Annotated in this window: 12 protein-coding genes; 7 read left to right on the forward strand and 5 right to left on the reverse strand. The window is 51.5% G+C overall.

Annotated features, from left to right (window positions below):
* Positions 1 to 164: 164 nt before the first annotated feature.
* Positions 165 to 545 (reverse strand): TraK family protein, encoded by a 381-nt coding sequence (locus tag KHS78_RS21125; RefSeq protein ID WP_211830978.1) that lies wholly within the window; start codon positions 543 to 545, stop codon positions 165 to 167.
* Positions 546 to 914: 369 nt separating this feature from the next.
* On the opposite strand from KHS78_RS21125, the gene KHS78_RS21130 reads away from it, so the two are divergent.
* The 7 genes from KHS78_RS21130 to KHS78_RS21160 are packed head-to-tail and all read left to right on the forward strand — an operon-like array spanning position 915 to position 11,775.
* Positions 915 to 1,283 (forward strand): plasmid mobilization protein, encoded by a 369-nt coding sequence (locus KHS78_RS21130; protein WP_211830979.1) that lies wholly within the window; start codon positions 915 to 917, stop codon positions 1,281 to 1,283.
* On the forward strand, positions 1,280 to 3,148 hold the full coding sequence (gene traI / locus KHS78_RS21135) for a TraI/MobA(P) family conjugative relaxase (protein ID WP_211830980.1): 1,869 nt from the start codon (positions 1,280 to 1,282) through the stop codon (positions 3,146 to 3,148). Before KHS78_RS21130 ends, traI begins: the two co-directional genes overlap by 4 nt.
* Before the next feature lie 2 nt (positions 3,149 to 3,150).
* Entirely contained in the window at positions 3,151 to 5,229 is a 2,079-nt protein-coding gene (locus tag KHS78_RS21140) for a type IV secretory system conjugative DNA transfer family protein (protein ID WP_211830981.1), read from the forward strand.
* Entirely contained in the window at positions 5,226 to 5,756 is a 531-nt protein-coding gene (gene traF, locus KHS78_RS21145; RefSeq protein ID WP_211830982.1) for a conjugative transfer signal peptidase TraF, read from the forward strand. The genes KHS78_RS21140 and traF overlap by 4 nt, the downstream gene beginning before the upstream one ends.
* 5 nt (positions 5,757 to 5,761) lie before the next feature.
* Positions 5,762 to 7,954 (forward strand): DNA topoisomerase 3, encoded by a 2,193-nt coding sequence (locus KHS78_RS21150; protein WP_211830984.1) that lies wholly within the window; start codon positions 5,762 to 5,764, stop codon positions 7,952 to 7,954.
* Between the two features lie 37 nt (positions 7,955 to 7,991).
* Positions 7,992 to 8,165 carry a conjugal transfer protein TraD gene (locus tag KHS78_RS21155; RefSeq protein ID WP_211830986.1) on the forward strand — a complete coding sequence of 58 codons (174 nt, stop codon included), beginning with the start codon at positions 7,992 to 7,994 and terminating at the stop codon, positions 8,163 to 8,165.
* Between the two features lie 19 nt (positions 8,166 to 8,184).
* On the forward strand, positions 8,185 to 11,775 hold the full coding sequence (locus KHS78_RS21160) for a zincin-like metallopeptidase domain-containing protein (RefSeq protein WP_211830987.1): 3,591 nt from the start codon (positions 8,185 to 8,187) through the stop codon (positions 11,773 to 11,775).
* 47 nt (positions 11,776 to 11,822) lie between these two features.
* Here the strand turns inward: KHS78_RS21160 and KHS78_RS21165 are convergent, their stop codons facing one another.
* From KHS78_RS21165 to KHS78_RS21180, 4 genes are all read right to left on the reverse strand, one after another.
* Positions 11,823 to 12,563: an N-6 DNA methylase gene (locus KHS78_RS21165; RefSeq protein ID WP_211830989.1), complete on the reverse strand. Its 741-nt coding sequence runs from the start codon at positions 12,561 to 12,563 to the stop codon at positions 11,823 to 11,825.
* Positions 12,564 to 12,736: 173 nt separating this feature from the next.
* Positions 12,737 to 13,462 (reverse strand): vWA domain-containing protein, encoded by a 726-nt coding sequence (locus KHS78_RS21170; RefSeq protein WP_211830992.1) that lies wholly within the window; start codon positions 13,460 to 13,462, stop codon positions 12,737 to 12,739.
* The gene (locus KHS78_RS22380) at positions 13,455 to 14,687 is read right to left on the reverse strand and encodes a J domain-containing protein (RefSeq protein WP_246506755.1); all 1,233 of its coding nucleotides are present in this window, start codon (positions 14,685 to 14,687) and stop codon (positions 13,455 to 13,457) included. Before KHS78_RS22380 ends, KHS78_RS21170 begins: the two co-directional genes overlap by 8 nt.
* Positions 14,688 to 14,762: 75 nt before the next feature.
* Entirely contained in the window at positions 14,763 to 15,644 is an 882-nt protein-coding gene (locus KHS78_RS21180) for a DNA cytosine methyltransferase (RefSeq protein ID WP_246506756.1), read from the reverse strand.
* Positions 15,645 to 15,726: the final 82 nt, after the last annotated feature.

Here is a 15,726-nt window from a genome sequence, read left to right on the forward strand (position 1 = left end):
ACGCTTTTAAATGAGCAAGCGTTTTATTGCCCGGATCAATATCGAGGCATTTAACCGGAAGTTCTTTTTCAAGACCATATTGGGCAATCATTGCGTTGACAAAACTTTTACCGATCCCGCCTTTTGCGTTCAGGGCACAATGAATCGTTGCCATCTCTTATCTCCTAAATTAAATCGTCATCTTCAATTGAGCTGGTGTACGTAAAGGAACCCGTTTCAGCTGTCGCTTTTTTGGGTTCACTTTTCTCTGGCACGGGTTCTTCTTTTTTCGGACTTTCAACTACAGTTGATGTTTCTACAGGTTTTTGGGTGTCTTTCTGTTTGATGTATCTTTCGATATATCGTGCGAACTGGACGTATTGAATGTGAATGGCACCTTCAGAAGATAACTGCATCCAGATCTGACGGGCATTCCAGCCTTTGTCCATTGCCTCAGAAATTTCATCCATTAAAGCCAGGAAAGCGACCTTGCCATCACCTTTCGATGGTTTGTCAGATTGCCCCTTTCTGGCGGCCTGTTCCAATCGTTGGGTCAATTTCGCCATTTGTCATGCTCATCACTTGCCTTGGAAGGGGAGAGTGAGTCTCCGGTTACGGGTAGTACATTATAATACATTCTAGATACACGAACAGTATAGCATACTACATTTATAGTACATCATAGTATATCGAACCCGTTCCCCGCCTGGAGTAACCCAAAATACCGCTTTTTGGGTGCTAATAGACGTCTTTTTTCACATAATACAGTAAAGTAACTCAGAACTACAGGGCAGGATGTGTAATGTAGGCCTACATAGCGTAGCTATCTAGTCCACATTACCCACCTTATTCGCCGCTATGCGGCTCAACGTATCCTGCTCTGCGAGGCACAAGGCGACTACCGTCGCTAAAAACCAGAACCCGGAGAAATGGGAATGTCAGAGAAAGATCCGAAGCCAGACAGCCGTCGTGAGAACTCGCCACTCAGGGTGTACTGCACGGAAGAAGAGAAGGAGATGATCAAGGCCAAGGCCAAAGGGTGTGGCTTGACCGTTTCAACCTATCTTCGAAATATCGGAATTAACTACGAGGTCAAAGGCATCCTGGATCAACAGATGGGCCTTGAGATGTGCAAGGTCAACGGCGACCTGGGCAGGCTCGGCGGGTTGTTAAAAATGTGGCTCAGTAATGAAGAGCGGCTTGCCATGTTTGGCAAGGAAGATGTCAAAGGCACCTTATTAAAGCTGCTGTCTGACATTGACCAAACCCAAGACAAATTGAAAGAGATTGTGTTCAAGATATGATTGCCAAGCGTGCCCCCAGGCGAACAGATTCCAAAGACAGCTTTACGCAGCTGGTGTCATACATTGCTGATGAAAAGAATCAGGGCAACAAGGTTGCCGAAATCAGGATCACCAATTGCGCCAGCGATGATCTGGCTTTTGCAACGCGAGAGATTGAATTTACACAGGCCTCAAATCAGCGAGCTAAATCTGATAAAAGTTATCATTTAATTCTCAGTTTCAGGGCAGGCGAGAATCCTGCACCGGAAACGCTTGCAGCAATCGAAAATGAGGTTTGTGATTATATAGGACTCGGAGAGCATCAAAGGATCAGTGCTGTTCATACGGATACTGATAATCTTCACATTCACATTGCTATTAACAAAATTCACCCCAGGTCATTACGGCTGGTCGAGCCTTATTATGACAAGATGAAGCTATCTGATATCTGTCAGGCAATGGAGCACAAATATAACCTGGAGACAGACAACCATATTTCGGAAGAACGAAAATCGGAAATCACTGGTCGATCTGCCGATATGGAATCTCACTCCGGGTTGGAGAGCTTTCTCGGTTATGTCAAAGAAAAGGTTTCCCAGGAAGCGGTTTCATTGCTGGAAAATGGTGCAGACTGGCAATCCCTTCATTCTTTGATGGCGAAATACAACCTGGAGATCCGTGAGCGCGGAAATGGTTTGGTTATTGCCAGTAAAGAAAACAGTTTATCTATCAAGGCATCATCCGTTCATAAGCACCTGTCAAAAAGTGCCATCACCCAGGTAATGGGTGAATATCAGGCAGCGAATGAATCGGTTAAAGCGATCACTCCAGAGGAAAGCTATCAGGCCAAGCCACTTCATCAATTAAACGAAGACCGGCAGGCACTATATAGCCGTTACCTGAGTGAAAAGAATGAATCCATTGCGCTCCGCCGTGAGCAGCTGACCAAAGTCCGAGAAGCCCGCCAGAAGGAATTGAGCGGACTGAAGATCAAATACAAGCATAAACGGGCCGAACTGATCTCTCGCAGAACCGCCAAACGTGCCATGTATTCCATTCTGAAGATGGAGAGGATTCGGGAAGATGCAGAGATCCGCAGCCGGTACACCCAAATGATGCGCGACAACCAAACCGTTGAGCCTGTTAAAAGCTGGCAGGAATTCCTGTTATCTGAGGCCGGTCAGGGGAACGAAGTGGCCCTGTCCGCCTTGCGTCGAAACAAGCGCAGGAAGGCCCAGGAAGCAGACAGCGCTAACTCATTAGAGGCCGCCAAGGTTTCTAAAAAATCTGCTGAAGATTCGATATATACGAAATATACCTTTTTTGTTCATAAGGATGGCGCAGTCACCTATCGGTTCGATAATGGTGGGTCATTCCGGGATGAAGGAAAGCGTCTGGTACTGGGTGATAACTTCGATAAGAAGTCCATTGAAACCGCCCTGAAAATGGCCATGGTTAAGTATGGCAACAACCTGAAAATAAAGGGAAGTACAGAGTTTGTCGCACTGGCTGAAAAGCTGGCCAAAGCCAATCGGATCAAGGTTTCCAGCGCACAGATGGATATCCCGAAAAACATGGAAAATAGTGCCGAAAAGGTGACCGATCAGGTTGAAAAATACATGAAGTCACGGAATAATCTGATAGATAGGGTTTCCGATATATCGAAACACAGGCTATTTAAAGACACGGATAGCGGCAGTCTTGTTTATAAGGGACAACGCCAACTGGACGACGGAAGCCGCCTCGCACTATTTGACAATGACAATGAAACACTGTGCTTGCCGGTGACATCGGCGCAGGCCGCAAAGCTGGCCAAAAAATCGGTAGGCAGTGACGTGACCATTGACAGGCGAGGACGAATCATCAGCACCAGCAGAGGTTTATAGTCATGGCAGACAAGCAAGCAATCGGTATACCGAATACAGCCTCGCACAAAGGCCGAAAAAAACTCTTCATCGCTTTTGCCTCCCCCGTGCTCGTTTTATGGATCACCTTTCAGCTGGCCACGCAGCTGATAGCCAAATACCTGAACATCCCCGGCATCCACGCTCCCTGGAACTGGTATTACTGGTCAGAGGGCTACTACGACCAATACAAGCTAGCGTTTGATAAAGCTTTTGCTATCTCGTTTTCTGCAGGGCTTTGTTTCCTGTTTGTCTGCATCGGTTGCCTTATCTATCTGAGCCGTCAGGACAGGAAGCAATACCGCTATCTTCATGGTTCTGCACGATGGGCCAAGCTGGATGAGATCCAGGACGCCGGATTGCTGCCCCGGAGCAAGAAAGATACTCCCGTGGGTGTCTATGTCGGCGGTTTCGTTGATAAGGCTGGCCAACATCATTACCTGAGACACAATGGCAAAGAACATATCCTGGTCATTGCACCAACCCGATCCGGTAAAGGCGTTGGTCTGGTATTGCCGACTTTGCTGACCTGGGTCGATTCAGCAGTTGTTTATGACATCAAGGGAGAGAACTACGCGCTGACTGCCGGTTGGCGGCAATTACACGGCAATAACCGAGTTCTGAAGTTCGAGCCTGCCGCTATATCAGGATCAGCCGGGTTTAATCCGCTGGAAGAGGTTCGGTTAGATGATGCTCGTGCGGTTGCTGATGTTCAAAACCTTGTGACCATGATTGTCGATCCTGACGGTAAAGGTCTGCAAGATCACTGGCAGAAAACCGCGCACTCCCTTCTGACAGGAGCCTGCCTGCACTGTCTTTATAAAGGCCGGAACGAAGGCACACCCGCCTCACTGCCCGAAGTGGCGGCATTGCTGGCCGATCCCGACCTTCCGATAGAGCAGACTCTTATGGAGATGATGGAGTATGAGCACCGCGACGGAATGCCTCACCCTGTCGTTGCCGCTGCCGCCCGAGAGCAGTTAAACCGCCCGGAAAACGAAGCGGGATCTGTCCTGTCGTCCGCACTGTCCTACCTGACCCTTTATCGTGATGAAGTGGTTGCCCAGAACATTCGGAAGTCTGATTTCAAAATTCGTGACCTGATGAATGATGAGAAGCCGGTCAGCCTGTTCCTGGTTGTCCCACCCAGCGACAAAGAGCGTCTGAAGCCGCTGATCCGTCTGGTCATCAGCCAGATCCTCAGAACACTGACGGAAAAGATGGAGTTTGAAGGCGGCAGCTCCAAGGCCCACTACAAGCATCGTTTGTTGCTGTTGCTCGATGAGTTCCCGAGTCTTGGCAAGATTGAAATTGTTGAGGAAGCGCTTGGCTATATCGCCGGTTACGGCATCAAGGCGATGCTGATTGCCCAGGACATCTCCCAGATCCAGAAAGCCTATGGCCGTGAAGAGAGTATTTCCGGGGGCTGTCATATCAAGAGCGTCTTTGCGCCCAACAAGCAGGAAACCGCCGAGGTCATCTCCCGTCTGACCGGACAGACCACCATCGTCAAGGAGTCGGTGACTACATCCGGCAAGCGGACAGCCTTCTTTCAGTCCGGTATCTCGACCACTACGCAGGAAGTTCAACGGCCACTGTTGACGCCAGATGAATGTATGCGCCTGCCGGGGCCGCTCAAGGACAAGCAGGGCAACATCCTCAAGCCCGGTGACATGCTGGTGTTTGTCTCCGGTTATCCCGGCATATACGGCAAGCAGAACCTGTATTTCCAAGATCCTGTGCTCGATGCCCGCTCAAAAGTCCCACCGCCGACTACTGTCAGCCTGCCGGTTCAAACCGAAGTGGCTCCAGTAGATTTTGAGGCTGAAACCCCGGCACCGGAAGCACCCGCCACTGAGTCAACAGCCAGCGAGCCGACCGCGCCGGTAAGTACCGAGGAATCCGCGCCTGCAGAGCCTGAAATGCCGGAAGAACCTTCAGAGCCAGAGGCCCAGCCAGAAGAGCCGGAGGTCAAGCCAGAAGATAAGCCGGAAGAGAAACCGCAGGAAAAAGCTAAAACGGCTGCTGTCGCAGATCCCGACGTGGGAGAACTCGACTTTTGAAAAAGGCATTTAATATCACGGTGATTTTTTTGTTGTTCCTGGTTGTCGATCTGTTGGCGCTTGCCTTTTTAATCGGCTACCGGATCAACATGACGGATTCATACCCGCTGGGTATTTATCAGCTGACTGACGACGCCGTGAATAAAGGGGATCTGATTCTCTATTGCCCACCGGACACTGAATTATTTCACGAGGCCCAGGAACGCGGTTATTTCAGCTATGGGCTGTGCAGTGGCTTTTTATCGCCGCTGGCGAAAAAACTGGCGGCCTTACCCGGCGACCATGTTCGTTCATCCAATGAGGGGATCTATATCAATGGCGTATTACAAACCAACAGCCATGCCTTAACGCAGGATTCAGGGGGGCGAGTATTAGAGCCTGTTTCTATTAATGACGTTCTGACCAATAACACCATTTTTATTCTGTCTGATTTCAATCCCGGCAGCTTTGACAGCCGCTATTTTGGCGCAGTGCCCTATGACGGCATCCAGGGAGTGATCAGACCTGTATGGACGTGGAAGGAGTGATGACCATGCGATTATTTATTGCGGAAAAACCGGACTTGGCTAAGGCCATCGCAGAGGGGCTTGGAGGGGGGCGATCCGCCGACGGCTACATTGTCTGTGGTGACGATTACGTGACCTGGTGCTTCGGTCACATGCTGCAGTTGTTCGACCCTGAAGACTACGACGCGAAATATGAAAAGTGGGATATGGCCCACCTGCCCATTGTTCATGTTCCCTGGAAGAAGAAAGTCTCTCCCGACAAGAAGAAGCAAGTCAAAATCATTCTGGATCTGCTGAAAAAGGCCGACTCGGTTGTTAATGCTGGCGACCCTGATGAGGAAGGCCAGTTACTGGTTGATGAGCTGCTGCAGTATGCCAAGTGCCGCTTGCCGGTAAAGCGTGTACTGATCAACGATAACAACACGGCAGTTGTCAGGAAATCACTGGCCAATCTCCGCGACAACGCTGAATTTGCCGGTCTGTCAGCTGCAGCCGAGGCCCGCAGTGTGGCCGACCAGCTGTATGGCTACAACGGTACCCGACTCTATACGCTGGCAGGCCGTTCAAAGGGTTACTCCGGTGTGTTGAGTGTCGGACGGGTTCAGACGCCGATCCTGGGGTTGGTTGTCCGTCGTGACCGGCAGCATGAATCCCATCAGAAGAGCTATTTTCACACGATTACCGGCACGTTCGGACTGGCCGGTACTTCCGTCAATGCCCGTTACCAGATCAGCGACAACGATCCCGTTGACGATAAGGGCCGGATCATTGATGCCAGTTTTGCAGAGCGTGTAGCGGCAGAGTGCCAGGGCGCACCGGCTACTGTCGCTGAATGCAAGAGCGATATTAAGAAGGAACAGCCCCCGCTGCCTTATAACCTTCTCAAGTTGCAGGCCGACTGCAGCCGCAAGTTCGGATTGAAGCCTGACCAGGTATTGTCGATCACCCAGACGCTTCGTGAAAAACACCGACTGATCACCTATAACCGCTCTGACAGCGAATACCTGTCTGATGAGCAACATGCCGACGCACCGGATGTGCTGGCGGCGATTGCAGGCACCGCGCCGGTACTGGCCAAAGCTGCAGGCGGGGCGAATCCATCGGTTCGCAGCCGAGCGTTCAACTCCGCGAAGGTTTCCGCGCACCATGCCATTGTGCCTACCTCAGCCACGGCAGATTTCAATGCCCTGTCAGAGAGTGAGAAGAAGGTTTATCTGCTGATCGCCCGCGCCTATGTCGCGCAGTTCTTTCCCGTGCATGAATACCGGGAAACCACCCTGACGATTGACTGTAAGGGCCACAGTTTCAAAGTCACGAGCAAAACCACCCTGTCTCCCGGATGGCTGGCCCTGTACCGGAATGACAAGGATAACGACGAACTGCCGGAAGATGCCGAGTGTGATTCTGACCTGAGCCAGTTGTCCCAGGGAACATCCGGCACCTGTGAGCAGTGCCGTTCAGAGCGGAGGGAAACTAAGCCGCCCGCCCGGTACACCATGACTACATTGCTCAAGGATCTCACCCGCGTTGCAAAGTACGTCAATGATCCGAAGCTGAAAAAAATGCTCCAGGAGAAGGATGCGGACAAGGCCGGAGAGCATGGCGGTATCGGCACCCCGGCAACCCGTTCCAGCATCATCAAGAACCTGTTTGACCGTGGTTTTCTGGCAGAGAAAGGCAAATCCATTATTTCTACCGATGTCGGCAGGCAGCTATTCGATACGCTGCCAGAGAGGGCGACCGTGCCGGACATGACCGCGCTCTGGCATGAGCAGCAGACACAAATCAAACAGGGTGAACTCACTGTTGAGCAGTTCATTCATGACATTGTGGCGTATATCACCGAAGAGATTGATCGCGTCAAATCCGAAGGGCTGTCCTTAAAAGTTGATCTGCCCAAGTGCCCGACCTGCAAGGAAGGATTTCTGAGAAGTCGGAAAGGGAGTAAGGGTAACTTTTGGGGGTGTACCAACTACCCCGATTGCAAGGCGACGTTCCCCGATGCAAAGGGAAAACCGGATTTCTCCCCCAGGAAGCCCAAGCCCGCCGCCGTGGTGTCGGAACAGCACAAATGCCAGGACTGCGGCAAGGGATTGATCCGCCGCCCCGGTAAGAAAAAAGGCACGTTCTTTTGGGGCTGCAGTGGTTTCCCTGAGTGCCGCACATCGTATTTCGACAAAGGCGGGAAGCCTGTGTTGGAAACAGCCAAGGCCGGTTAATCCGGCCCCGTAAGAATCAGAAGAAAGGAGAGAAACCATGACAGATGAACAGATCCAAGCCGCCATCCACGAGAAGACACTGGCCGCTGTCGAGATCCCCGGCCATGAGGTTGAGTGTGATCCCGAGGAAGCGGAGCTGATGGGAGCCTTTGAGGAAGATGCCCTGAGCGCTGATGACGCTCTGGAATCCGGTATTGACCTAGAAGACTGACAAGGGGAGTTGAATAACAATGGCAAACAAAAAACCGTTTCATGAGCAGGTTGCTGAGAAATTTATCAAGCAGCTGCAGGAGGGGACTGCACCATGGCAGATCCCCTGGAAACCGGGCACGATGCGTCTGCCCCATAACCCGATTACCGGCAAGCGGTACAACGGTGTCAACGTCATCCACCTTGCCAGCCAGGGGTTTTCCGATCCCCGCTGGCTGACCTACAAACAAGCCCAGGCCAAGGGCTGGCAAGTCCAAAAGGGCGAGAAAGGTTCCCAGGTTCAATACTGGAAGTTTGAGGAAGAGAAAACGGTTCTGGATGAGCAGGGCAATCCTGTCCTGGATGAAGAGGGGAACATCCAGAAAGAGCGTGTACGACTGGAGCGCCCCCGCGTCTTCACCGCCGTTGTCTTCAACGGTCAGCAGATCGACGGCATTCCAGAGCTGGAGGTTAAGCCGGTTGAATGGGATGCGTCCGAACGCGCCGAGGCGATACTGGCGGCCAGTAAAGCCATCATCCGCCATGACCAAGTGAATAGCGCGTTTTACCGCCCGTCGACTGACAGTGTCCATCTGCCGGAGAAAAACCAGTTTGAAACCGCTGACAACTACTATGCGACCGCGCTTCACGAGCTGGGCCACTGGACAGGGCACCCATCACGGTTAGCCCGTGACATAAGCCACCCGTTCGGCAGTGAGATGTATGCCAAGGAAGAGCTACGGGCCGAGATTGCTTCTTATATGACCGGAGCCGAGCTGAATATTGGCCACGATCCGGGCCAACATGCCGCCTACGTGAAGAGCTGGATCAAGGCGCTGCAGGATGACCCGTTTGAAATCATGCGGGCCAGTGCGGACGCTGAAAAGATTCATCGTCTTGTGATGTCCTACGAGCAGCAGTTGGAGCAGGCAGTCTCCCAGGAACAGGAAGAGATCCTGACCGGCGACATCCGGGCTATGCTGTCTCATCCCAGCTACACATTCAGTCATTTCCAGTCGTTTGTCGGCGGGGAAACCCTGGAAGCCGCACTGCGAAGCCATGGACTGAATACCATTGCTGACGTGACCGGATCTGATCCGGACAGATTCACTGAGCAGGCATCCGCCAGTCTTGCCGCTGTCTTTGACAACCCCACACAGCAAACCGATTTTAATGCCTATCTGGAACATAAAGGGCTGTCACAGGCCTTTTATCTCTATGCGGAAGAGCTGATAGCGCAGAAGGAACAGGGCCAGGAATACATTGCCAGCCTGAGTGAACCCATGCGGGAGAAATACGACAAGTATCAGGAAATCATGCAGGTTCGGTTTGGCCAGCGAGACACCTACCTGCAGCATGGCCGCCCCTTCTTTGATGATGAGCCGCTGGCGTCCGCCATCGCTGACGAGGTAGCGGACAAGAACCATTGGGCGCATACGCCCGCAGGTTTTGTCGGACTGATGATCGAAGAGGCCGAGAACGACATCAATTACCGCACTGGCACACACAGCGTACAGATGCTGCCGCACAGTCAGGACGGTGAAGTCAGAAAAGATGTCTATCGTGCGGTTGTCGATGTCAAAGAGCTGACCGGCGAAGGCTCCAAAGTCGTGATGAAGGTTGAGTGCCTGTACAACCACGAGCTGGGCACCGCCGAGCCGATTGCCATTGCCCGTGAACCGGACATGAAGCGCCTGACCGTCGAAAAAGGCGAGATCACGACAGACGAGATCTCCCAGGCATTTCATGAATCCTGCAAAGGGGCATTTCTGGATCGTGCTGAACCGTTGTTCAGCGCCATCGAGCGCCGCGCTCTGGCCTGTGAAGCCAAGCTGCCCGACGGTTATCGCGTCCATGTGACCCCAGAGGGAGCCTTCCAGCTGGACAGTCCCGACAACCGGGAAATCAGCATAGGTGACGCCATCGCCACCTGTGACCTGAATGCGCTGATGAATGCCGCACAGCATGATCACAAGCTACTCCAGGAGGAAGAGCGGTTTTTGTCGTCTGTTGAGGCGTTGCTGACCAAGGCCTACGGCATCGGGATTAATGATACTGACGATGTGCAGGCCAGAGAGGTATTCAGGGAGCAGGGCATACCGGAGTCATTTGTTCATGCCTGGGCTGAAAAATATGAGCTGACGCCGGTCAATGAGCGAGAGGCCGGGAGGATTCGCACTGTGGCAGAAACCATTGAAAGCAAGGCAGCTGTCGCGCCGGAGGGACGCACTTACCTGACCGTTCCCTTCAAAGAGAAGGAAGAGGCCAAGGGGTTGGGTGCTCGCTGGGATCGACAGGCCCGATCCTGGTATGTCCCCGAAGGGCAGGACATCAAACCTTTTTCCCGCTGGATGGGCAACGAAACCAGCCAGGAGCAAGCCAAGGCCAAGGCGGAAACCGTCAGGGAGAGTAGTCAGGACAAGGTATTTCTGGCCGTACCTTTCAAGGAGAAGGGCAAGGCGAAGGAGCTGGGAGCGCGCTGGGATCGTGGCGCTAAATCCTGGTACGTACCGGCAGGGCAGGACATCAAGCCGTTTGCCCAATGGCTACCAGAACAGCAGGAAACACAACAGTTGCCCGCTAAAGATCCCCAGAGTGAGTTTTATGATGTGCTCACCGCCGCTGGTTTCAAGCTGAAGGGATTGCCGGAGATGGACGGCAAAATCCACCGTGTCTCGATGGAGGACGACCGCAAGGGCGAGCGATCCGGTGTCTACTGTGGCTACCTGGATGGCAGGCCCGCAGGCTGGTATGAGAACCACCGCGAAAAGGTTCGTCATAAGTGGGTATCCAACGGCCAGCAGTTGAGTGAAGAAGAACGCGCCGCGATGAAGGCCCAGGCTGCCCAGAAGAAAGTCGAGCGGGAAGCCGAGCGAGAGCGCAAGTATGCCCACCATGCCCACCGCTGCCGCCAGTTGGTTGCGTTGTTGCCGGATGCAAACAATGACCATCCGTACCTGCAGAAAAAAGGCATCGAAGCTTTCCCAGGCCTGAAGGTCGACAAGCACAATCGGCTGGTGTTGCCGCTGTATAACCAGGATGGAGAAATCTGTTCTGTGCAGCGTATCGCGGCCAACGGTCAAAAACGACTGAAGAAACTGGCGAGAAAGATGGGCCTGTTTGGTGTGGTCGACCCGGATAACCAGCTGAAAAACAGCAGTAACCCGCTGGCCATTGGTGAAGGCATTGCCACTGCCGCGACACTGCAGATGGCTACCAACAGTCCGGCCATCATTGCCATTGATTCCGGCAACCTGCCGTCAGTGGCGGAAACCCTCAGAGCATTGAACCCTGACCGTCAGCTCATCATCGGGGCCGATGACGATCATCCCCTGGAGTCCAAAGGAAAAGACAATATCGGTATGCAGAAAGCACGGGAGGCCGCCGAAGTCTCCAATGCTTTGTTGGCTGCGCCGTCGTTTACTCCAGAGGAAAAAGCCAAGGGATTAACGGATTTCAACGACATCCAGGTTAGCCGGGGCTTGAATGCTGTGGCTCGGCAGTTGAATACCGCTGTGATGCTCAACGAGGAACGGAAGCAGAAGGCGCTGAACAAGGAGCGGGAAAACAAGCAGCAACAGGCGCGAGAGATGCGAAATGAAAGGGAGGACAGAGGTATAGCCATTGCGTAATTGATGGGTGAACAGACCGGCGACAATGCCGGTCTATTCTTTTTAAATCAGGAAGCCAGCTCGAAGAACATATCCAGATTTTTTTCCAGCGTAACAAAGCGATCCGGCACTGGTGCTACTTTTTCAGTGACAGATTCATCTTGATAATTCTGAAAGCCAATAAACCATTCCAGTTCTGAACTCGATCCGAGTGCATTACCGCGATACACGCGCAATCCGGCCAGCAGATCGCCGTGAATCAGCAGATTAGTCAGGATCTGGATTGCTGCCATTCTGATGCAGGTACGGTCTATATCAATCAATGTGAAATCCAGCTTTTCAAGCAGGGCCGGGTTTTTTTCCTTGATGCAGTGCAGCATCCCCAGAACCATGGCGCCAGATCCGCAGGTTGGCTCGGCAACACGAATCACGTCTAGATCGGCAAAAGCATCACCGTGGATCATGTCGTAATTACTCATTTCTGCCATTATCCGGCAGACGCTATTTGGCGTAAAGAACTGTCCCAAGGCTTTTTTGTGGCCGCGTCCGGCGAGATCCATGTAAATCTGACCTAAGAGGTCTTCATATGGGCAGTCGATGACGGCACGGGCGTACATCTGACCCAGTTCAAACAACTGTTCACGTTCGGATGGTTCTAGGGGACGAGCGTGTTTGCCACCGTTCACACCAAAGCAGGTTAGTAGATCATCAAGAAAGAGCGAGAAAAAATTGTCAGTGCTGAGATGCCAGTAGCGATCCAGCTTGGCAGAGATTGCAGAAATATGATTCTGAGCAGTGGAACAAGTCATGATATGTCTCCTTTGAGAATGCCCTACGGCGTTAGCTATATCAATAGAGATATTATATCCGAGGCTGTTTTTCCCTTCAATAAAACAATAATAGATTATTATTTATATGAGGCAGCCACAAAGAAGACCAGATCCCGCGAGTGAATCTGGTCTGTGCAGGGGGGAGGGAGTATCTACTGAAGTTTTTCGAGCAGTTTTACCGCGCCTGGAAGCTGTCCTTTTTGCTGTTCAAGAAGTTTTCGACCACCGACCGCATAGAGCGCGATGGCACCTAAAAATTCTTCGGCCTGTTTGGGGGATTGATCGTTGAAGTCCATCAACGCCCCGCCACAAATATCGACCACTTTGGAAAAAACACGGGCCGCATGATCGGTATCGTAGATCTCGGATGATGATGTATCGTGAAAGATAAACATCTTGATCCCTTTTAACTTCAGCTGCCGGGCCAGGGCCAGTGCATCAGCTTCCCTCTCTTCAAAGCAGTCACCGATGTAAACGCAGCAAGCAACTCCCGGGAAATGAACAACACGATCAAGAATGTCATTAAATGCCGTCCGACCGCCAATGCAGGATATCTGCTGTAATTTGTCCAGGAACGTTTTGGCATTTGTTGAGAATGGGGTCAGTTCTTTAATGTGTCCGCCACCGTGATAGGCCAGCGATACCTCTATTTTGTCGGGGACTGACTCAAACATTGTCGAGGTGATTTCCGTTGCCACTTTCCACGCAGCCTCTCTGGATGCTGTTGCATCAATGGCAAATACCAGCCGGTTTCTCCCCGGACGTTCAGCAGCTTTTTTTAATTGGGACAGACGGCCAGATTCTGGTTTGGCAACCGCTTTTCCCTGTTTGATTTTTTCCAGGAACTTGTTTTTCTTAACAACCAGATCCTTACTCATGTTCAAATTTACCCTTCAATGATTTATAGGCTTTGACAACTTCCTGGGCAAAAAATCCCGGCAAACCGGAACGGTCAGGGTGTACCTTTTGCATTGCTTTCCTGTAAGCACGGGTAATTTCTTCAAGAGAAGCATTCTGATCAACGCCAAGAACAGAATAAGGATCATAGCGTGACGCTGAACCCGCATCGTCAGCCTCATCTTCAAGGATTTTATCGCGCCAGTCAGGATCGGCGGCCTCCAGGTAGGCTTCCAGCAACTCAACATCAGTGACCTGATCGGCGTCCTGCAGTTCGACCAAAAGATTTGCCAGTTCTTTCAGATCCAGGGTTTCCAGTGCAGTACCTGTGGTGTAACCGGCAAAATCGGCAATGAACGATCCGGTAACTTCCCCGTCTGCAGAGAGTCGAATGACCAGAACGTTTCCGGCATGGCTGTCATCGCCCAGATCCGCTTTTCCTTCACCGGCAGGCCTGCCACGCTTGCGCTGTATCTTAGTATCAGGATCAATACCCATCCATGTACAGGCCTCGCGCAGTATCAGGGTTTCCACATGCTGGGAAATAGTTGAAGCGGCCATTGTTGAGGCAGGGACGTTTCGGGCTTGTATGCCGTGCGATGATGACACCACCAAATCATAAAAATGCTTGGCCCTGATGAGATCCTTACTCCAGGCATCGGAGGCGATTTGACCAATCATGGCAGACGCCTTCAGGGATGAGCCATACATGCCAGAGGCCAGCAAAAATGACAGGCGGCTAATGCTAACCGTTGATTTCTTCCTGATTCGAATGAAATCGCCTTCCAGAGCACCTGTGACTGGTGCGCCAGCTGTCGAGAGAGACTTTTTAAAGGGATAAAGCAGGTAGTCTTTATTGTTACTGGGGCTTGATTTCTTTTTCTTCTTTTTGGGTTTATCAAAGAACTCTGACGCAGGCCTTAATACAAAGTAGTGACCCTCGTTATCCGTGACCGGAGGAATACCCAGTTCAACCAGATCTTTTTTGTCGCGTTCGACCTTATCTATCACGTCAAAAATATTAGGCCCGATCAATGCGCCGTGCTCATTGCGAAGAGGGATGTCCGTCTCGGTTTTGGTATAGGGATTCTGGACAGGTTCACCCCCAGGCGATGTCCATAATAGATCCTCACGCTCAAACAGGACTGTCACCCTCGGAGATTCTGACGTGTTGACCGGCGCAACGTGCCTTGTATGCCATGCCATGATCGTTTGCCTACGTGTAGCACTGCTAATAGATAAAATAATAATAGATTATTATTTATGATATTGCGACATCTTTTACGCTGCACAGTGATTGCGATATCGGGTGATTTCTCTACCAAACCATTCTCCGATGTATGTTGGTACACCATTACCAACTTGCTTGTATGCGTCTGTATCCGATACCGGAAAATAGAAGCTGTCTGGCACTCCCTGGAGACGCGCCCACTCACGGACTGAATAGGGTCTGACTCCAAGAGGGAAGCGCTTATCCCGAACCAACCTTGTACTTTTGTCCTTGCTATAGTGCGCGACGCATGTTGGAGCGATGTCATCATTGAGCGGATCGGAGATGATAGGCAGATCCCGGTATGCGCCACTCATGCGGGCTTTTATGGCTTTGGGCAGCGTGACCCTTGGGTTTTCTTCTAAGATTTCTGCCAGCTTTACAGGCCGTGTGTTCTCTGGCGGTCTGAAGTTAAAAGGCCGTTTGGTTCCAATGATGATCAGACGATGACGACGTTGGGGCAGCCATATTTCCGCTTTCACGGGGCAAAATATCTGTACGTAATAGTCTGGCATTTGTGACATTGCTTCCATCACGACGGGGAAGGCCCGCATTCCAGGCACATTCTCAACGGCATAAAACTCGGGCCGCGCAATGGCGAGGTGACGGAGAGCATGTAAAAACAGCTCATCACCGTGTCGTGTGTCGTGTATATCGGCAATTGGAGAATACTTAGTGCAAGGATACGTAAAAATCATTCCGTCACAGCTATCCTGTTCCATGACCAGTTCTTGAGCGATGTCACATTGCTTGATGTGATCCCCAATGTTGTGGCGATATGTTTTAACGGCACTGCTATCCAGTTCAAAAGCCTGATTGATGGTAAGCCCAGCTTTTAATAGACCAATATCAAAAAGACCCGCGCCACAGAAATAGCTATTTACAGTAATCATCAGTTTCTTCTTACCCTTTGGTTTTGTCCTTCGACGGTTTTTATCATATCGCTATTGATATTATATATCAACCCTGATATTA

It is taken from the genome of Kistimonas asteriae, from assembly GCF_018263925.1.
GTDB classification, from domain to species: domain Bacteria; phylum Pseudomonadota; class Gammaproteobacteria; order Pseudomonadales; family Endozoicomonadaceae; genus Kistimonas; species Kistimonas asteriae.